This is a genomic window from Janthinobacterium sp. PSPC1-1 (genome assembly GCF_049897625.1).
GTDB lineage: Bacteria > Pseudomonadota > Gammaproteobacteria > Burkholderiales > Burkholderiaceae_D > Janthinobacterium > Janthinobacterium tructae.
Genome location: NZ_JAFCWP010000001.1, coordinates 1,610,257 through 1,629,147 on the forward strand (window position 1 = coordinate 1,610,257; position 18,891 = coordinate 1,629,147).

General features: G+C 55.6%; 16 protein-coding genes and 1 pseudogene. 9 read left to right on the top strand and 8 right to left on the bottom strand.

Going from position 1 to position 18,891, the window contains the following annotated elements; genetic code table 11:
- Positions 1-26 precede the first annotated feature (26 nt).
- A complete protein-coding gene (locus tag ACP7EG_RS07185; protein ID WP_426087063.1) occupies positions 27-1,652 on the top strand; it encodes a methyl-accepting chemotaxis protein in 1,626 nt (541 codons plus the stop codon).
- Between the two features lie 301 nt (positions 1,653-1,953).
- On the top strand, positions 1,954-2,646 hold the full coding sequence (locus tag ACP7EG_RS07190; RefSeq protein ID WP_071077212.1) for a DUF3334 family protein: 693 nt from the start codon (positions 1,954-1,956) through the stop codon (positions 2,644-2,646).
- A gap of 106 nt (positions 2,647-2,752) precedes the next feature.
- Here the strand turns inward: ACP7EG_RS07190 and ACP7EG_RS07195 are convergent, their stop codons facing one another.
- The 3 genes from ACP7EG_RS07195 to ACP7EG_RS07205 all read right to left on the bottom strand — a co-directional run bounded on the left by ACP7EG_RS07195 (position 2,753) and on the right by ACP7EG_RS07205 (position 5,110).
- On the bottom strand, positions 2,753-3,409 hold the full coding sequence (locus ACP7EG_RS07195; RefSeq protein ID WP_426087064.1) for a hypothetical protein: 657 nt from the start codon (positions 3,407-3,409) through the stop codon (positions 2,753-2,755).
- 156 nt (positions 3,410-3,565) lie between these two features.
- Positions 3,566-4,507 carry a hypothetical protein gene (locus tag ACP7EG_RS07200; RefSeq protein WP_426087065.1) on the bottom strand — a complete coding sequence of 314 codons (942 nt, stop codon included), beginning with the start codon at positions 4,505-4,507 and terminating at the stop codon, positions 3,566-3,568.
- Positions 4,508-4,561: 54 nt separating this feature from the next.
- Positions 4,562-5,110, bottom strand: coding sequence for a DUF2939 domain-containing protein (locus ACP7EG_RS07205; protein WP_426087066.1), 549 nt, complete (start codon positions 5,108-5,110; stop codon positions 4,562-4,564).
- Between the two features lie 224 nt (positions 5,111-5,334).
- Here ACP7EG_RS07205 and ACP7EG_RS07210 point away from each other — a divergent pair, with 224 nt between their 5' ends.
- The 4 genes from ACP7EG_RS07210 to ACP7EG_RS07225 all read left to right on the top strand — a co-directional run bounded on the left by ACP7EG_RS07210 (position 5,335) and on the right by ACP7EG_RS07225 (position 9,828).
- The gene (locus ACP7EG_RS07210; protein ID WP_071077220.1) at positions 5,335-6,933 is read left to right on the top strand and encodes an ABC-F family ATPase; all 1,599 of its coding nucleotides are present in this window, start codon (positions 5,335-5,337) and stop codon (positions 6,931-6,933) included.
- Positions 6,934-7,070: 137 nt separating this feature from the next.
- Complete coding sequence (nadA, locus tag ACP7EG_RS07215) at positions 7,071-8,204, top strand: quinolinate synthase NadA (RefSeq protein WP_426087067.1); 1,134 nt, start codon at positions 7,071-7,073, stop codon at positions 8,202-8,204.
- Positions 8,201-9,067 carry a carboxylating nicotinate-nucleotide diphosphorylase gene (gene nadC, locus ACP7EG_RS07220; protein ID WP_426087068.1) on the top strand — a complete coding sequence of 289 codons (867 nt, stop codon included), beginning with the start codon at positions 8,201-8,203 and terminating at the stop codon, positions 9,065-9,067. Before nadA ends, nadC begins: the two co-directional genes overlap by 4 nt.
- Positions 9,067-9,828, top strand: a complete 762-nt coding sequence (locus ACP7EG_RS07225) for a substrate-binding periplasmic protein (RefSeq protein WP_426087069.1) — start codon at positions 9,067-9,069, stop codon at positions 9,826-9,828. Before nadC ends, ACP7EG_RS07225 begins: the two co-directional genes overlap by 1 nt.
- A 42-nt stretch (positions 9,829-9,870) precedes the next feature.
- Here ACP7EG_RS07225 and ypfJ read toward each other — a convergent pair whose 3' ends face one another.
- A complete protein-coding gene (ypfJ, locus tag ACP7EG_RS07230) occupies positions 9,871-10,764 on the bottom strand; it encodes a KPN_02809 family neutral zinc metallopeptidase (RefSeq protein ID WP_426087070.1) in 894 nt (297 codons plus the stop codon).
- A 311-nt stretch (positions 10,765-11,075) separates the two neighbouring features.
- Here ypfJ and ACP7EG_RS07235 point away from each other — a divergent pair, with 311 nt between their 5' ends.
- Entirely contained in the window at positions 11,076-14,114 is a 3,039-nt protein-coding gene (locus ACP7EG_RS07235) for an NACHT domain-containing protein (protein ID WP_426087071.1), read from the top strand.
- A gap of 323 nt (positions 14,115-14,437) precedes the next feature.
- Here ACP7EG_RS07235 and ACP7EG_RS07240 read toward each other — a convergent pair.
- Positions 14,438-14,817 (bottom strand): annotated as a pseudogene (locus ACP7EG_RS07240) (excinuclease ABC subunit A); the annotation flags it as partial.
- 132 nt (positions 14,818-14,949) lie between these two features.
- Here ACP7EG_RS07240 and ACP7EG_RS07245 point away from each other — a divergent pair.
- On the top strand, positions 14,950-15,837 hold the full coding sequence (locus tag ACP7EG_RS07245) for a GNAT family N-acetyltransferase (RefSeq protein ID WP_426087072.1): 888 nt from the start codon (positions 14,950-14,952) through the stop codon (positions 15,835-15,837).
- Between the two features lie 6 nt (positions 15,838-15,843).
- Here ACP7EG_RS07245 and ACP7EG_RS07250 read toward each other — a convergent pair whose 3' ends face one another.
- The gene (locus ACP7EG_RS07250; protein WP_426087073.1) at positions 15,844-16,542 is read right to left on the bottom strand and encodes a DAPG hydrolase family protein; all 699 of its coding nucleotides are present in this window, start codon (positions 16,540-16,542) and stop codon (positions 15,844-15,846) included.
- 107 nt (positions 16,543-16,649) lie between these two features.
- Here ACP7EG_RS07250 and ACP7EG_RS07255 point away from each other — a divergent pair, with 107 nt between their 5' ends.
- The gene (locus tag ACP7EG_RS07255) at positions 16,650-17,324 is read left to right on the top strand and encodes a TetR/AcrR family transcriptional regulator (RefSeq protein WP_426087074.1); all 675 of its coding nucleotides are present in this window, start codon (positions 16,650-16,652) and stop codon (positions 17,322-17,324) included.
- On the opposite strand, the gene ACP7EG_RS07260 is transcribed toward ACP7EG_RS07255, so the two are convergent.
- Positions 17,287-17,967 (bottom strand): DNA alkylation repair protein, encoded by a 681-nt coding sequence (locus ACP7EG_RS07260; protein WP_426087075.1) that lies wholly within the window; start codon positions 17,965-17,967, stop codon positions 17,287-17,289. The two genes, ACP7EG_RS07255 and ACP7EG_RS07260, sit on opposite strands and share 38 nt — an antisense overlap.
- Before the next feature lie 67 nt (positions 17,968-18,034).
- Entirely contained in the window at positions 18,035-18,811 is a 777-nt protein-coding gene (locus tag ACP7EG_RS07265; protein ID WP_096235565.1) for a peptidylprolyl isomerase, read from the bottom strand.
- Between the last annotated feature and the right edge of the window lie 80 nt (positions 18,812-18,891).

Below are 18,891 nucleotides of genomic sequence, written 5' to 3' on the forward strand. Positions count from 1 at the left end.
ATGTTTGTTCTTACTGGAGTACGAAAATGGCATTGTCCAACTTGAAGATCGGCACCCGCCTGTACCTGGCCTTTGGCGCCGTCATCGCCTTGCTGGCGATACTGGTCGCGTCTGCGCAAGCGAATTTTTCCCGCCTGGGTGAGGCCAATGGACTGAATATCCATACGTACGAGGTCATGGGCGAGGCCAATGCCTTGCTCGAAAGCCTGATCAACATCGAGACCGGCGAGCGCGGCTTTGCACTGACCGGCAAGGATAGCTCGCTGGAACCGTTGGCAAGCGGCCAGCGCGGCTTTGCCGAACACTTGCAAAAGATCCGCGCCTTGACTGCCGACAACCCTGCCCAGCTGGCGCGGCTGAAGGCATTGGAAGGTGCTCAGCAGCAATGGCTGGCGACGGCCATCGATCCCGTGATCGCCTTGCGCCGCGCGGCGGCTATCGATGGCAGCCTCGACGCCGTGGTCGCAGCGGAGCAGGCCGGCAAGGGCAAGGCAGCCATGGATGCGATGCGTATCTTGCTCGCCGACATAGGCAAGACGGAAAGTATGTTATTAAGGCAACGCGGCCAGGAAGCGGCCGCCTTGCAGTCGCGCACGACGTGGGTCTTGCTGGGCGGCGGCGCCATCGCTGCGTTGCTGGCTTGCATGCTGGCGATCTTGTTGACCCGCAATATCACGCGCCCGCTGGTCGAGGCGGTGGCGGTTGCCCAGCGCGTGGCGCAGGGCGACCTGAGCAGCGATATCGTCGTGCGTTCGCAAGATGAAACGGGCCAGCTGATGGCCGCCCTGCGCGACATGAACACGGCGCTGATTGGCATCGTGGGTGAAGTGCGCGGCGGTACCGATACCATCGCCACTGCTTCTGCGCAGATCGCCGTCGGGACCATGGACTTGTCATCGCGCACGGAACAGCAGGCCAGTTCGCTGGAAGAAACGGCATCGTCGATGGAAGAGCTGACTGCGGCCGTCAAGCAGAATGCGGACAATGCGCTGGCGGCGCGCTCGCTGGCGTCGGCGGCGTCTGCTGTGGCTGTCAAGGGCGGTGCGGTGGTGTCCGAAGTGGTGCAGACCATGGGTTCGATCAATGATTCCTCGCGCAAGATTGCCGACATCATCGGCGTGATCGACGGCATCGCCTTCCAGACGAATATCCTGGCCCTGAATGCCGCCGTGGAGGCTGCCCGCGCAGGTGAGCAGGGGCGCGGTTTTGCCGTGGTGGCCACGGAAGTGCGCAACCTGGCCCAGCGTTCGGCCAGCGCCGCCAAGGAAATCAAGGGCTTGATCGATGATTCGGTGGACAAGGTGGGCGCGGGCAGCAAGCTGGTCGACCAGGCCGGTGCCACCATGCAGGACGTGGTGGATAGCGTTCAGCGCCTGAGCGCCATCATCGGCGAGATTACGGATGCGAGCGAAGAGCAGCGCCTCGGCATCGAGCAGGTGAATGAAGCCATCAGCCAGATGGACCAGGTGACGCAGCAAAATGCAGCCCTGGTCGAGGAAGCGGCTGCCGCGGCCAATGCCATGCAGGATCAGGCGGCGCAGCTGTCGCACGCCGTGCAAGTGTTTCGCCTGAAGGACGCGCCACCGGCCACGCAGACCGGCGCGGCGCGGCCTGCCAAGCCTCGGCCCCTGGCCTTGAGCATGCGCGGCTAGCCTCCGGCACTGTGGCGCCGCAGGCGGCGGCGTATGACATTTCCGCACAGATCATCAAGTAAATGCAGGTATGGCTGGACGGAAATGTTACATCTGGGTATTCTGCGCATCTGATACTTATTTCTATACAGAAAAAAGTAAGAGGGCGGTTCGTGCTGGCGGCAACGCGGCTCGCACTGCCAGGCAAGGTCAGGCATGCAAAGGTGAAGTCGTCCGCTTGCTGAGCGAAACTGTCGTGTTTCCGCTCGCAACGGGCAGGGAAGCAGTGCTGTCATCTTTAAAATAGTAGGAGAGGTTGCTCATGGATGCAGAAAAGGATGTTGTGTACGGTACAGAAGATTTGTTGATGAGTTTGTGCAACTCGGTGGTTCGGGTGCTCAATGTTGCAACGCAAAGCAGAGTCAATTATTCAGGCATGGTGCAGCGCATCACGAAGACCGGCCTGAAGCCGGACATCGGTTGCTTCGTGATGTTCGATGGTGGTTTCACGGGCCTGGTGGTGCTCAATTTTGCCGCCGATACGGCGATGGAAATCTACGAGCGCTACATGTTGCACATGGGTATGCCGAAGTCGGAACTGGCCAATTTCTACACGTCGGACGAAGTGTCGAACATCATGGGCGAGCTGATGAACCAGATCGTGGGCGACTTCACGGGCAAGGTGCGGCGCGAACTGCAAACGAACATCACCCAGAGCCAGCCGAAGATGCTGGTGCTGAACAAGCAGGTGATGCTCAGCGTTGACACGCCGCTGGACCGCCCGGAAATGCGCCGCGTCACCTTCTACACGGAAAAGAACAATATTTTCTATCTGGAACTGGCGATCGACCGTACCGAGTTCATCAAGTTGCACGATTTCGATTCGCGCGAAGTCGATGCCGACTCGCTGATGGATACGGAATACGCGAACCGCGAACGCGGCGCCGCCCCGGCACCAGTAGTAGAACCGGAAGACGACGACAACGCCGACCTGCTCAAGTCCCTGGGCATGTAAGCAGCGGTGTCTGAACGTGGCCGGCGGCATGTTTGCCGCCGGCCACTGCCGTTTACAGCCGACAAGACTTTGCTCCGGGCTTGCCCCTGCAAGATAACTTCCCTTGTTATTGTGGAAACGTCAATGCTTCCATGCGGCGCATGCCGACCATGCCGCTCTGCTGGCTGTCATCGAGCGACCAGTATTCGAGCGCATACACATAACTGCCATCGACGATGGTCAGCGTTTCCTTCTGGCGTCCGTTGGGCGCCTTGTAATACAGGCGCCGCGCGGGCTTGCCATCCACGGTCTGGTTGAATGACTGCGGCGAAATCGTGACGCGGTTGCCATTCTTGCCCGCCATCGACATCGCCGTGATCGTCAGGTAGGCCCTGTCCGGGCAGCGCGCCAGCAGGTGCGCACCGCTCAGCACTGCAGGATGCGCCCGATCCAGTGGGAAGCCATACGCCTGCACGCCGACGATATCCATGCATTGCATCTGCTGCGCCAGGGCCTTCAGCGCGGCCGGGTCGAGCGCACTGCTGAAGTTTTTTTCGGCGGCTTGTGCCTGTCCCAGCGCCCAGCGGCGCTCCAGTTCGGCCAGTGAAATGTCGCTGGACACGGGCAGCGGCGCGGGGGCGTCGGGATCGGCGGCGCTGGACGTTTCCGCCTGCATGCGCGCGGCGACAGAGTGGCTGCTCCCGGCTGTGCCATCGAGGACGTGGGCGAATGGCGCGGCGCTGGCAAGGGCCATGGTCAGCGATAAGGCCGTGTGTTTCAGCATGAAATCTCCTGGAATGCTTGCGGTCAGGCGGACTTGGACGCGCCTGACCGCAGATACAAATGAGATGCATTGTGTATCAGATTGCTGTTTTGCACATTTCCTGGCGTGCGCCATGTTTTGCAGTTCGACGCGGACTTTGCTTGAAGAGAAAAATATTTATCGTTGGATTTTTGACAGAATAGTTCCCGTTTCTGAGTCAAACAGCCATATCTGTTCAAGATTGATCACGATAATGTCACCGCCAGACATCAGTTGAACGGGATCGATTACTGTAGCGTCGGCATATCGGTGATACTCCCCCATGAAGGGAGTAGTGAGCTTTCCTATGTATAGCGCGCGTAAATTACCTTTGAGCTTACGCGCAATTTCTGGTGCAACTTCGAAGGACGAAGAAATGTCCGAGTCTCCGGAAATATCCAGGTTTTCAAATGCTACAGCGCAAACATTATAAAGAATGCTTGTGGCATTGATGGTTTCGCCAAAGCCAGTTGTGGCAGTATATGCCTTGCTGTATTCCTTCTTTGCATCCAGATCAACCGCTCTATTGGCTGGGCCATTGTCCCATATTTTTTGGCCAAATAATATTGACTTATTGACAGTCATTTTTCGCGAATCAGGATCATAGGAGCGCCAATCAATATTGATGGGGTCTACAAATGCTAAAAGGCTATTGGCCCTCACATTGCCGTACAGTTTTTCTTCCCGAATTTTACCTGCCCTCATTTCGTAAGCCGCAGAAGTTTCAAATGCATCTTTTTCTGGTTTGAGAGGGATTAATGCTTTTGCGATTGCGCGGCAACTATTCCCTTTGAAATTTTTGGGGAGTGAGTCTTGAGAAGAGTTGAAAGAGGCTTGCAAATAACCTGGCAAGGCAGCCTTTGTTTCACGATCTAAAGTACTTTGAAATTTCTTTATGCGAACAACTTCTTCTTTGATAAAGCCATCTGTGCTGGCCTTGAATGCAGGTTTTCGAACGTAATCATCTGCAATCGAATGGCTTGCTATAAGCAGTGCTGTTATGGAGGATGCGGAAATAAATGCAAGTTTTTTCATTGGATATGTGTGTCGTGAAAGGTGTGTTTTTACTTTAAACTTCATCGCTTTTGCGCTTAAATACTCGTCGCATAATAACGCCGAATAATATTGGCAACCTCACTCCTGGTGCCCAGCCATCGCCGACGCAATTTCGATCGAACTCAGCTTCCAGCCCCACACGCCATGGCGCAGCAGGACCAGTGCACCTTCCTGCGCATTGCCCTCCTTGGCGCGCACGACGAAGGTGTTCACGCCGGCATAGCCTGCCGAATAGTCGGCCTTTTTCCGTGCGCCATCTGCCGGCGCATCTGCCGTGTCGCTTGCTTGCGGGCTGACGGCGCTTTTGTTGACCAGCGCCACCACGCCTGCGGGCGAGACCATGGTGTCGACCATCTTGCCCAGCATGGCGCTGGCGATCGACTGGCCGAGGGCGGCCAGCGGGTTGCCGCTGCCGGCTGTCGCCTCGATGCTGCGCGCCATGCTGGCCTCCAGCTGCGTCTTGACGCTGGCGCGCAGGGCAGGGAAGTCCACGTGCCCGGCCAGAGCCTCGGCGTTGCGTTCGGCCAGGGCGGTCTTGATCTGGTGCAAGGCGTAGTACGGCGAAGCGTAGGCGGTGACAGCAAGGGCAATGACGGCCACGGCGGCGGCAATGGTAGTTTTTTTCAAGTGATGCCTGTGAGGTGATGAGTGGAAAACGGATGCCACGCAGGTTATCCGTTAAATAGAATTGCGGCAATAGTATTTTCTTGCCATCATCTCCCTCGTGTATTTCTCCGCATTTACTCAGGGTGCGCCTGCTGGACCACTATGGAGTGGAAGAGGGTCGGTGCTGTATAATGGAAGAAAAGTACTTAACTAGCTGTTTTCACTGAATAAAGACCCAATATCACATGCTATCAACCGCAAATATTACGATGCAGTTTGGCGCCAAGCCATTGTTTGAGAATATCTCCGTCAAGTTCGGCGACGGCAACCGCTATGGCTTGATCGGCGCCAACGGCTGCGGCAAGTCGACGTTCATGAAAATCCTGGGCGGCGACCTGGACCCATCGGGCGGCAATGTCATGCTCGATACCAACGAGCGCCTGGGCAAGCTGCGCCAGGACCAGTTCGCGTTTGAAGACATGCGCGTGCTCGACGTGGTCATGATGGGCCACACGGAAATGTGGGCCGCCATCCAGCAACGCGACGCGATCTACGCGAACCCGGAAGCGACCGACGACGACTATATGCAGGCCGCCGATCTGGAAGGCAAAGTGTCCGAATACGACGGCTACACGGCCGAATCGCGCGCGGGCGAACTGCTGCTGGGCGCCGGTGTCGCCATCGAGCTGCATCAAGGCCCGATGAGCAATGTCTCGCCAGGCTGGAAGCTGCGCGTGCTGCTGGCGCAGGCGCTGTTCTCGAACCCGGACATCCTGCTGCTCGACGAGCCGACGAATAACCTGGACATCAACACGATTCGCTGGCTGGAAGACGTGCTCAACGAGCGCAACTCCACCATGATCATCATTTCCCATGATCGCCACTTCCTGAACCAGGTCTGCACCCACGTGGCCGACATGGACTACGGCACCCTGAAGATTTACCCGGGCAACTACGACGAATACATGTTCGCATCGACCCAGGCGCGCAACCAGCAGCTGGCCAACAACGCGAAAGCGAAAGACAAGGTTGCCGAGTTGCAGGAATTCGTGCGCCGCTTCGCCGCCAACAAGTCGAAGGCGCGCCAGGCGACATCACGCGCCAAGCAGATCGAAAAAATCAAGGTCGACGACATCAAGCCATCGTCGCGCGCCTATCCGTTCGTGCGTTTCGACGGCGAAAAGAAATTGCACCGCCTGGCCGTGGAAGTCGAGAATATCTCGAAAGGCTTTGACCGCCAACTGTTCAAGAATTTCAGCATCATGGTCGAAGCGGGCGAGCGCATCGCCATCATCGGCGCCAACGGCGCCGGCAAGACCACCATGCTGCGTTGCATCGCGGGCGACATCGCCGGCTTGCAGCCAGACCAGGGCCGCGTGAAGTGGGCGGAAAACGCCAACGTCGGCTACATGCCGCAAGATCCGACGGAAGATTTCGCCAAGGATACGAACCTGACCGACTGGATCGGCCAGTGGACGAAAGAGGGCGACGATGACCAGGCCGTGCGTTCCATCCTGGGCCGCCTGCTGTTTGGCGGCGACGATGTGAAAAAGGCCGTCAAGGTACTGTCCGGTGGTGAAAAGGGCCGCATGATGTACGGCAAGCTGATGCTGGGCCGCCACAACGTGCTGATGCTCGATGAACCGACCAACCACATGGACATGGAATCGATCGAATCCTTGAACATCGCGCTGGAAAAATACGCGGGCACCCTGATCTTCGTCTCGCATGACCGCGAATTCGTGTCTTCGCTGGCCAACCGCATCATCGAGATCAAGGAAGATGAAGTGGTCGATTACCGCGGCAACTACGAGGATTACCTCAGAAGCCAAGGGATTGATTAATATCTAAGGCAATATGCCGGATGACGCGCCAGTCGCCCATCCGGCAGCAGCACACCGATGCGCCGCGGTCTTTTCGTTCCGGCGCACCAGCTTCATTGCGTTCGTGCCGGTCTATCCCGTTTTTGTTTGACACAGCCATGCAAACTTTAGCCATCAAATCCGTCGAGTATGAACATCCACAAGACGGAGCCAGCTGCACTGCCCACGCCTGGGCACGCACGCCAGCGACGCCATCCCCGGCTGAAAAAGCCGAACTGATCACGCGCATCAAGCGCCTGCTGATCGAGCGCGAAGCCGTGCTCGTTGCCCACTACTACGTTGATGCCGACCTGCAAGACCTGGCCGAAGCCACGGGCGGCTGCGTCTCCGATTCCCTGGAAATGGCCCGTTTCGGGCGCGACCATCCGGCCAAGACCCTGGTCGTGGCCGGCGTGCGCTTCATGGGCGAAACGGCAAAGATCCTCAGTCCCGAGAAAACCGTATTAATGCCCGACCTCGACGCGACCTGTTCGCTCGACCTCGGTTGCCCGGTGGACGAATTCACGGCTTTCTGCGATGCCCATCCGGACCGCACGGTCGTCGTCTACGCCAACACCAGCGCGGCCGTCAAGGCGCGCGCGGACTGGATGGTGACGTCGTCCATCGGCCTCGACATCGTTGCCCACCTGCATGCACAGGGCAAGAAAATCCTCTGGGCACCTGACAAGCACCTGGGTTCTTATATCCAGAAGGAAACGGGCGCCGACATGCTGCTGTGGCAGGGTAGTTGCCTCGTGCACGACGAATTCAAGGGCATCGAACTCGATTTGCTCAAGGAAGAGTATCCGCAAGCCAAGGTGCTCGTGCACCCGGAGTCGCCCGCCAACGTGGTGGCGCTGGCCGACATGGTGGGCTCGACGTCGCAAATGATTGCGGCAGCGCAAACCATGGAGACGGACACTTTTATCGTCGCCACCGACAATGGCATCCTGCACAAGATGCGCGCGGCTGCGCCAGGAAAACGCTTCATCGAAGCGCCCACGGCCGGCAACAGCGCCACCTGCAAGAGCTGCGCGCACTGCCCGTGGATGGCCATGAACGGCTTGCTGAACCTGGCGCAAACGCTGGAAAACATGCACAACGAAATCCATGTCGATCCCGCCGTCGGCCAGTTGGCCGTGCGTTCGATCAATCGCATGCTCAACTTCGCCGCCGCCAAGAAGGCGGGCCTCAAGCCGGGCGCGGACCTGGCAAAAGAAACCACATTGTTCCAAGGAATCGGTCCAGCATGAGTACCCTCGTTAATTCTTTCGCTCCCTTTGACCCCGCCCTGGCGCGCGCGTTCGAAGGCAATCTGCTGGCCGCGTTGCTGGAAGACGTGGGCCAGTGTGACCTGACGGGCGAACTGGTGCCGCCCGACCACATCGTCACGGCGCGCGTCATCGTGCGCGAAGCGGCCGTGCTGTGCGGCGCGCCGTGGTTCGAAGGCATCATGAAGAGCCTGGACCGCAGCATCGATATCGTTTGGCATTACGCCGAAGGCGACATGATGACGGCCGACAGCGTCGTCTGCACGATCCAGGCGCCGGCGCGCGCCTTGCTCACGGCCGAGCGCAGCGCCCTCAATTTCCTGCAACTGCTGTCGGCGGTGGCCACGGCCACGCGCCAGTATGTCGATGTGGTGGCGGGCACCAAGGCGTCCATTTTAGATACGCGCAAGACCTTGCCGGGCCTGCGCCTGGCGCAAAAGTATGCGGTACGCGTCGGTGGCGGCAAGAACCAGCGCCTGGCCCTGTACGACGGCATCCTGATCAAGGAAAACCATATCGCGGCCGCGGGTGGCGTCAGCCAGGCCCTGGAAAACGCGCGCAACCTCGACGCGGGCGTGCCCGTGCAGATCGAGGTGGAAACCCTGGCGCAATTGCGCGAAGCGCTCGATGCGGGCGCCGTCTCGGTGCTGCTGGATAACTTCAGCAACGACATGCTGCGCGATGCCGTGGCCCTCACCAACGGCCGCGCCTTGCTCGAGGCGTCGGGTGGCATCCATGCCGACACCGTGCGGGCGATTGCCGAAACGGGCGTGGACCGCATCTCGATCGGCAGCCTGACCAAGGATGTGCGGGCCACCGATTACTCCTTGCGCATCGTCGGCTGATGAAAGCGGGGCGGCGCCTGCTGGCCCTGGCGCTGCTGTGGCCCGTGCTGCTTGTGCCATCGCAGGCGCCAGCCCGGGAACTGCTGGCCGTGGGCGCGCAGTTCGAGCGCGTGTTCGAGTACCAGGAGAGCGGCGAATATGGCGGACTGGGCGCCGAACTGCTGCGCCTGATGGCGGCGCGCACGGGTAATACCGTGCGTTTTCGCATGGTGCCGTGGGCGCGCGCGCAAGCCATGCTGGTGCAGGGCCAGGCCGATATCCTGATCGGCCCGTACAAGACGCCCGAGCGCATCGCCAGCATGGGGTTTTCCGACAAGCCGTTTTACCAGGACCAGATGGTCTTTTATACGCGCCAGGACGCCAGCTTTGGCTGGGATGGCGACTACGCGGTGCTGAAGAACCGCAGGGTGGTGCTGCTCAACGGCTGGGCGTATGGCGCGGAATGGGAGCGCGTGCGGCCCGGCTTGCAGGTCAGCGTCGCCAACAATGTGGAAAATGGCTTGAAGATGCTGGTGCACAATCACGTCGACGTGTTCGTCAGCAACCGCCGCAATACCGACCCCGTGATCGCCCGCCTCGGCTATGCTCGCCAGGTGAAACCTTTGCCCAAGGTAATCGACATACAAAACGGCTATTTCGCCTTTCCCCGCTCTCCCACCTTCGACAAGCTGCGCCTGCAGTTCGATCAGGAACTGAATAGCCTGATCGATAGCGGCGAACTGAAAAAGCTGGGCAAGCGCTACGACGTCGGCGTGCCCTGAGCGCATGCCGCCAGACCAGGCGGCATGCTGGCTTTGCCCGCATTACAGCTGGCGCGCCTCAAACGTGTTGCACTGGGACATCTGGCCGCTCGCTATGCCCTTGCTGAACCAGCGCACGCGCTGTTCCGAAGTGCCGTGCGTAAATGAGTCGGGCACGACATGGCCTTGCGACTGGCGTTGCAGCGCATCGTCACCGATGGCCGTGGCCGCTTTCAGTGCCGCTTCCACATCGCCTTGTTCCAGGATCTTGCGGTCGGCGTTCGCGTGGAATGCCCAGACGCCGGCAAAGCAGTCGGCTTGCAATTCCAGGCGCACGGACATGGCGTTGGCCTGGCGCTCCGATTGCGTGCGGCGCGCCTTGTCGACCTTTTCGGACAAGCCCAGCAGGTTTTGCACGTGGTGGCCCACTTCATGCGCGATCACATACGCTTGCGCAAATTCGCCCGAGACCTTGAAGCGCTGCTGCATCAGATTGAAGAAATCGAGGTCCAGGTAGACTTTCTGGTCGCCAGGGCAATAGAAGGGGCCGCTGGCGCTCTGGCCCGTGCCGCAGGCTGTGGGGATGCTGCCCGAAAACAGCGCCAGCTTGGGTTGCACATAGGTGCCCCCTTCGGCCTTGAACAGGGCGCCCCACGTGTCTTCCGTATCGGCCAGCACGGTTTTCACGAAGCGGGCCATGTCGTCCGATTCGGGCGGCTGGCGCGCCGGCGACTGGCTTTGCTGGGTGCTGACCTGGCCGCCACCGCCGCTGAGCAGATTCAGCAAGGTCAGGGGATTGACGCCCAGCACATACGAGCCGACGAGGGCGATGACGATGGTGCCGATGCCGATCGAGCGCCCACCAAAACCAAAGCCGCCGCCACCGCCGCCACCACTGCCTCCTTCGCCACGGTGGTCTTCCACATTGTCGCTTTCGCGATTGCCTTCCCATTTCATGATTGTTACTCCAATAGCTATAGTTCTATAGTGCCGACAAGTTGTTTCCAAAAAATTTCATGATTAGCTATGATTATAGTGGCAAATTTTCGATTTTCGGTAATGTTCAGTAAATTTATAGTATAAAAAATTTCAAAAAATAAATGATATGAATGTTACAATTAAATTTTCCATATTGAAATAAAGTTATTAATAATAAGTTTTTAAAAAAAATTAGGCGAGTTTGCATATATATATATCAAAAATTACGATGTGGTGCATTGTAATTATTTTTAGCAATTAAATTTTAAATATTTATTGGGGGGGGTAATATGGAGGAATTGAAGGAAGATGCTTCTGGGGAGGTAATAATACTACTTCAGAAAATGTTTGATTACATCATATCCACAGCTGTCGATGGGGGGTGGTGGAGTAGAGTTATAGCAATTTTCTTTTTACTGATTATAATTTTTGTTGCAATGGTGTTTTTTTGTAAGGCATTTGTCGCAGTGCTTGAGCAATTATTGAAATTATTTGAATTTTATAAAAATAGTTCCTCTTCTTTTGTTTTTGGAAAAGAAAAGAAGAAAATAATTAGAAAGCGACAGCAATTTTTTTCTGTTGTAGATGCGGATCTTGCTTATATGGCAAAGTCTGAGAACTGGAACGACCAGCATTTTACGGACCTAGAAGCAGAGGTTGAAATAGAAGGTGGATATTATGCTTCTGCTCTTAGTAGGTTGGCAAGGAAGAAATTTTATGGCATTAGGCGTGTTTCATCTTTAATTAAAGCGATTGAATATAGCGCTGAAAGAGTTATTCTTTTGGTAGGAGAGCCGGGAAGTGGTAAAAGTGTTGCATTGCGTCATTTGGCTAAACAACTTTCAGAGCGGGGTAAGAAATCTAGAAATTTAAAAGGTTCGATTCCTTTATATATTAATTTAAGAGAATTGGATGTGGCAGACGGATGTAATATAGATTCGGACTTAATTGAAAATTTTGTATTGGAAAATATTCGTCGCGGTGACGCAGATACATCTGCTTATGTTCGAGAAAATTGGGTGAAAAATAAAGACGAAGGAATATGGCTTTTTTTATTTGATTCTTTTGATGAGATTCCTGAGGTTTTGCACGCGGCAACTGGAAGTGCTGCAGTGAAAAAATACTCAGAGGCTATTAGGGAATTTTTGGAAGGAATGGGGGGGTGTCGAGGTGTTCTTGCATCTAGGGAATACAAAGGGCCGGAAAGTTTGCCTTGGGAGAAATTTAGAATTATTGCACTTTCAAATGATCGGCAGAGGCAGTTGGTTGAAAATTCATTTTTGGACAGTTCGAAAAATGAATTAGTGAATCAGCATTTGGCAATGGATAGAAGCAAATTAGGAAATAATCCTCTCTTTTTAAGTCTTCTTTGCCGATATGTTAAGGATGAGGGAGTTCAACCAGTTAATGATCATCAGTTGTTAACCTCTCATATCGAAAGACTGGCATTTCGCGAGCCTGACTATACCGCAAGAAAGTACGGGTTAAGTGGGGATGATTTATTATCGTCTGCCGAATTGCTAGCTGTTACTTTTGCAAAAAATAATTCGCTTAGCTTAGCACCAAAACTTGATGAGATATTTTTAGCTTTAAGTGCTACTGGCATAACCAATGAGCGCCTCCAGAATATTATCGCTGCGCTCGTCGACGTTAAAATTGGACGAAACGATGTTTCGACTGCACATCCTGGAGACAGGAGATTTGCATTTTCCCATCGAAGATATCAAGAAACTTTATTCGCGAATTATATTGCGAAAAATCCTGGATTTATAACGCCGGATGAACTCTTGCGTGAGCCACAATGGCGAGAATATGCTGTTACATTGCTGCAAACTCAAGATTTTAATATAATCGAACCAATAATTGAAGCTGCAAAAAATATAATTTTAGATGCATCTATTTCTCAAAGTATAATTCCTGCAATAAATTCGGTTGATAACTCTCTCGGTTATTATTCGTGGAACTCTGATTTTTATATGCGTGCATTGGAGATTTTGCAAGAGGGCTTTGTTAGGCGGCTAATTGATGTACCTTCGAGTTTAAGTCTTGCTATATCTAAATTGCTTTCTCCGAGATGGAGTTTGGGCGATCATTTTGACCGCTACATGGTAATTAAATTAGGGGGCTTATTGCCACAACCTGAATTAATAGAAAAACTCACAATCGCACTTAGAGATAATTTATCTGAATTTGGAGCGATAGCATTTAAACAGTGTATTTTTTTAACAGGTATGTCTCCAAAATTAGATAAACTAATACGAAAAAAAATCGCTGATGAGGTTCTAATTTCTTGTGATAAATCTTCGAGGTTTAGACTGGCTGCATTGGCGGCGCAGTTGCCAAGTTCAGTAGGTGCAAATTTTGTTATTAAGCGCTGTCTTAAATTACGTTCGGTGATTGTAAAATTAAATATCATTTCTTTAATTGTCTTACTTCCAAATATTTTAATTTTAAAAATTATGAAAAAATTAAATATTGGTTCGGATTTTCAGAAAAGCATAGGAGGCATGACTCCAAGTTTTAAATATAATGGTGGTTCCGAGTGGTTAATACCTTTAATTATATTGCCTTTTTCAATGGCATTAGTGGCCTTGATTAGGCATTTTAGAATTTTTGGTGATGTGGTAAGTAAAAATCATGATTCTATAATATTTTCTTATGATTTTTTAACGTCAAAAATATTTATTTGTTTCGCTGCTGTGTATTTGCTTCTTTCTTCATTTTTGGTGATTTTATACAGAAATAGAGATGAAGGTAAGGAAATTAATATTTCCTCTTTATTTTCCAGTGATAATTTCAGTAATTTTATTAAAGAGACTTCGATGGTTTTAATGGCGCCTGTGCTATTTGTGATTGCTGGTATTCCTTGGGTTATTGGGAATTCTATCTATTGGATTGCAATAAAAATGGGTTTTAATGTTGAGGTTAATTCTAAATATATGCAAATAGGTGTTCCTGCGTTTTTTCTTGTGTTATTGGTATGTGGGTTCTTTTTATTGGCTCGTGAGAAATATATTTCACGTAAGATGTTGAAAAAATTTAATAATCTCAAGAGGTTGAATTATCGGGATTATGAAATATTTATGCACGCTGAAAAAATTTCTGAAGTATTGTTTTGGTTGAATCTAGATAAAAAATTTCTTTCGTCTTGTGAGGCCGAAGTTAGATCTGCTTCAATTGTGGTCTTGGCAGATCCTGTTCTAGTCTCAACAACAATCGTATCTGACCTTCCTCTTCTAAATTTTTTAGATGATGAATACAGATTTTTGTTGCAACGTGCGATAGGGAAAAAAGTATTTTTCCATATTAGAAATTCGGGGAAATTATGATTCTCTATATTTATTACAGGGAAATTGTGATATAAATAAATCAAATGGGGCGCAGTGCCGCCACTCTCAGTTAGCGTCATTCCTTGCCAGCTCCTCGCTGGCCAACTTCTGGCCTCTATCGTTACCGGCGTCTGGGCGTGCTGACAACAAATCTCCCAGATCCAGGAGCACTTCCAGCTAACCCTCAAGGTCGTGCGCGATCCGCTGCGCAACGATGGTCTTTTACAGGTGCTTCTTGCCGTCGCGCACCTTGGCCTTGCCGGAGGCGTAAGGAGCCATCGATCCACAGCTCGGCAAGGCTCAGGTGTGCCATCCGATAGTCGATAGTCGCCTGCGTGCGAATACAGCATGCGCAGCAGGTCGGGCAGAGTGGTGGCACTGCCGACCGACTAATGCGTGGTGGCCGCGCAGCTGCTGCAAGGTCACGCGGCGGCAAGCCGTTGATTCTGTCCACCTTGGGCCCAGCCATTTGGTGGAGCAGATGGTGCGCGTAGGGCGAGACGGATTCCGGGTTGTGCCGCTGTGCTTCCGCAAATAGGGTGCCGAAGGCCAGCGAGGGCTTGCCGGAACCGGACACGCCCGTAAATACTACCAGCATGTCGCGCGGGATATCCACGTCCACACATTTGAGGTTATGTTCTCGCGCGCCGCGCACGCTGACATGGCTGGTCAGAAGTACGGTGGAAGATCGTTGTCGGGATATGGGCTGGCCTCATCGGTATAAAAGACCAGTCTGGCGGCTGTCCCGCGACGCGTCCGTTCCCCTATGCACAGAAGCGCATTGTAGACGGGAAGAAAACATTATAAAATAAGCCATACTCCGCGGAGCCGCGCCATGACCGACCTTCTTCACCCCAAGCCCGCCGCCATCGTCCAGGCACAACTGGATGCCTACAACGCCCACGACGTGCCCGCCTTGCTGGCCATCTACGCCGATGATGCGCAGCAATTCCAGCACCCGGACACCTTGCTGGCCACGGGCAGCGCACAGATCGGCCCCCGTTTCGCGGCCCGTTTCGCCGCCAGCCGGCCACAGGCGCAGTTGCTCAACCGCATCGCTTGCGGCAAGCTGGTGATCGACCATGAGATCGTCCATGGCGACACGCCGGACGGTGTTTCTGCGCAGGAGCTGGTGGCGACGTATGAGGTGGAGCGGGGCCGCATCAGCCGCGCCTGGTTCAGCTTTGGCACCCTGACCAGCTTGCGCGTGGCGCTGCCGGCCGATGTGCCCGCCATGAATGCACTGATCGCCCGTTCCGGCGTGGAATTGAGCGCGGGCTTTTATACGCAGGAACAGGCCCAGGCCGTGACACGCCACGTGTTCGGCGTCGATACGCAGCTCGTTGCCGACAAGACGTATTTCGTCATCGAGCGCGACGGCGCCATGCTGGCCTGCGGCGGCTGGAGCCAGCGCGCCACCCTGTACGGCGCAGACCGCGCGAAGAGCGGGCCGGACCCGCTGCTCGATCCGGCCAGCCAGCCGGGTCGCATCCGCGCCTTTTTTGTCGAGCCGAGCGCCGCCCGCCAGGGCCTGGGCAGCATGCTGATGCGCCATTGCGAACGCCAGGCGTTGGCCGCCGGTTTTACGGCACTGGAACTGGCCGCCACCTTGCCCGGCGTGCCGCTGTACCTGGCCAGCGGTTTTGCCGTCACGGAAGATTTTCACCTCGACTTGCCCGATGACATCAAACTGCCGCTGGCGCGCATGCACAAGCTGCTGTAAGGCTGCTTACCAGGGCAACGGCGCCTTTTCGCCGTTGGCATGCTCGCCGTAGTACAAGGACGGCAGGAAACGCGACAGATAGGTAAATTCGCTGTAGCAATGGCGCAGCAAATTGAGGCCCAGCACGTCGGGCACGTCGCGCACGGGATCGAGGCTGTTGCGTCCCAGCAAGAAGCGGCTGCGCAGTACGCAGCCTGTGGGCGTGTCGCGCGTCAAATGCAGCATTTCGCCGTCGAGCGGGTCACCGTGCGGGTCCAGTTGCACGTGCTCGCCAAAGCCGATGCGCGCGCAGATGGCAGCCGACAGGGCGCCGCTGTCCTTGGCCAGTTGCAGTTGTGCCGGATCAAATACTTCCTTCGGATCATGGAACTTCAGCTTGGCTTTTACGGGTGGAATATCGCCCAAGGACTCCACTGCCTCGATCGAAGCGCCGTAATAACTCTCTCCCTTTTTCCACGCGCTGTTCCAGCCGTGATGGGCCACGTGGTCGTGCGGATGCCACCACTTGATGTGCTGCGTCGTCTCGAAAAACGTAAACCACCAGTCCAGCATGCGCCCGCTGCAGCCGTGCAGTTCCGTGCGCGCCGCCACCAGCAGGCAACCGTCTTCCAGGCGCGTGATGCCCGTTTCCAGGTGCAGGGGAAACGGGTCGAGCAAGTCGCCCGTGTTGGTGATGCTCCATGGGAATTCAATATGCTGCGTCATGTCGTTCTCCTTTGTTAGGGTGCGACAATTATATATTAAAGAAACGCATAACGTTTCCTAAATATGTTTCAGTGTAGAATTACCCATCGATCAAGACTGGAGCCGGCATGCAGGATGAAGAAAGCAAGGCCTTGCGTGGACGGGGCCGTCCGGCGCGTCCGCCCGAGGAAGCGCGCGAAGCGGCCGTGCAGGCGGCCACCTGGCTGCTGCTGCACGAAGGCTATGCGGCCACGACCATGGAAGCGGTGGCGCGCCACGCGGGCATGGCAAAAAAGTCGCTGTATCAATATGCGGCCAACCGCGAGGAACTCGTGGCCTTGGTGGTGCGCGGCTGGACGGATGCCTTCCTGCCGGCCATGGCGCACGATGCGGCCACACCCGGCGAAGTGCTGCCCTTGTTGAAGGAGATCTTGCAGGCGATGGCGGCGCGCGTGCTGACGGCGGATGCCGTCGGCCTGTTCCGTTTGCTGTGCACGGAGTTTCCCGCCCGCGCGGATTTACTGGCTGTATATCAACGCAACGGCATCGAGCGGGGCACGGCCCTGCTGGCCGAGTGGTTGCAGCGCCAGGCAGCGCTGGGCCACGTGGTGCTCGGCGACGCGTCCGAAACGGCCGGCTTGCTGCTGGCCATGGTGATTGCCGAGCCCCTACGGCAGATGGCGCTGGGCTTGCTGGCGCCCGTACCGGCCTGGGATGCCGCGCCGCGCATCGATGCGGCGCTGCGATTGCTGGGCGGCCAGTCGTTCAAGGTGGCTGGTGCTTCAGCGCTTCGCGGTAGCTGAGCGGCGATAGTTGCTGGCGGTGCTCCGTAGCAAAAGCGAGCACCTCTGCCGGCGCGTGGCGCGCGTAATCGCGCAGGGCCCAGCCGATGGCCTTGCGGATGAAAAACTCGTCTTCATGCGCCAGCGCCAGGGCCGCGTCGAACAGCCACCCGGCATCCGTGTCGGCGCGCCAACCCAGCTGGTGCAGCATGGCGATGCGGCGCAGCCAGAAATCCTCGTGCTGCAAGGCCGGGACCATATGCGCATGGACATCGCCGCCGCGCCGCAGTTCCGCCTGCAGCACGTCGCCCACGATGCCTGCCATGCCGTCCACGCTGTCCCACCACGCGCGCTGGCGCGCCAGCGCCAGCAGGGCGGGGATGTGTTCGATACCCAGCTGGTGCCGGTGCAGGGCCAGCATGTCGAGCGCCACGTGCTGGTATTCGCGCTGCGGCTGCTGCCACAGCCGCTCCGCATGTTCCAGCAGCACATCGGCATCGATGCCTTTCAAGCCCGCCAGCAAGTCCCTGGCGGCCAGCCGCCGCTGCGGTGCCGCCACACCCAGAAACACGAACTGGTCGCGCATATACGCTTGCATGGGTGCCGCGCGGCCCGGTTCGGCAGCCGCTTCGAGTGCGATTTTTAATTCCGCGTGCAAGTCCATGCTGTTTTTCCCCTGTTCAGGCGTAAAAAAGGCGCCCCGTGGAGCGCCTTTTCATCTGCATCCAATATTATTGGATTTTTGCCTTCTTCATCAACTCATCGCGGTAAGCGGCGAGTTTCTTCTGTTGCAGCGATTCAGCCACTTGGCCCTTGACTTCTTCCAGTGCCGGCAGCTTCGTCGGACGGGTTTCTTCCAGCTTGATCACGTGGAAGCCGAATTGCGATTGCACGGGCGTTTGCGTGACCTGGCCTGGTTTCAGGGCCACCATGGCGTCGGAGAATGGCTTCACGTACGAAGCTGGGCTAGCCCAGTCCAGGTCGCCGCCATTGGCTGCGGAACCGTCTTTCGATACTTTCGCCAGTTCTTCGAACTTGGCGCCGCCTTTCAGCTTGGCGATGATGTCTTTCGCTTCGGCTTCGGTGGCCACCAGGATGTGGCGTGCATGGTATTCCTTGTCGCCGGCCTGTGCCTTGAACTTGTCGTACTCGGCCTTGATTTCAGCGTCCTTGACAGGGTTCTTCTTGACGTAGTCGGCCAGCAGGGCATTGATGATGATGCTTTGACGGGCATTGTCGATCTGCGACTTGATTTCCGCACGCGTGCCGTAGCCTTGCTTGTCGGCTTCCTGGATCAGCACTTCACGGCCGATCAGGTCTTTCTTGATGGCTTCGCGCAATTGCGGCGAATCGGCTTGCTTGCCTTGGGCGACGACTTGCTTGACGACCTGGTCGACGCGCGACGATGGGATGGCCTTGCCATTCACGGTGGCGACGTTTTGCGCGAACGCAGGGATCGCGACGACGGCGACCAGGGCTAAGATCAGGCGGGCTGGCTTCAAAATCATGTTCATTCCTAATAAGTATACAAAAAACCGGTACAAAAGATCGCGACTGCCGTGCAGTGCGCATTCAGGCGCAGAATACA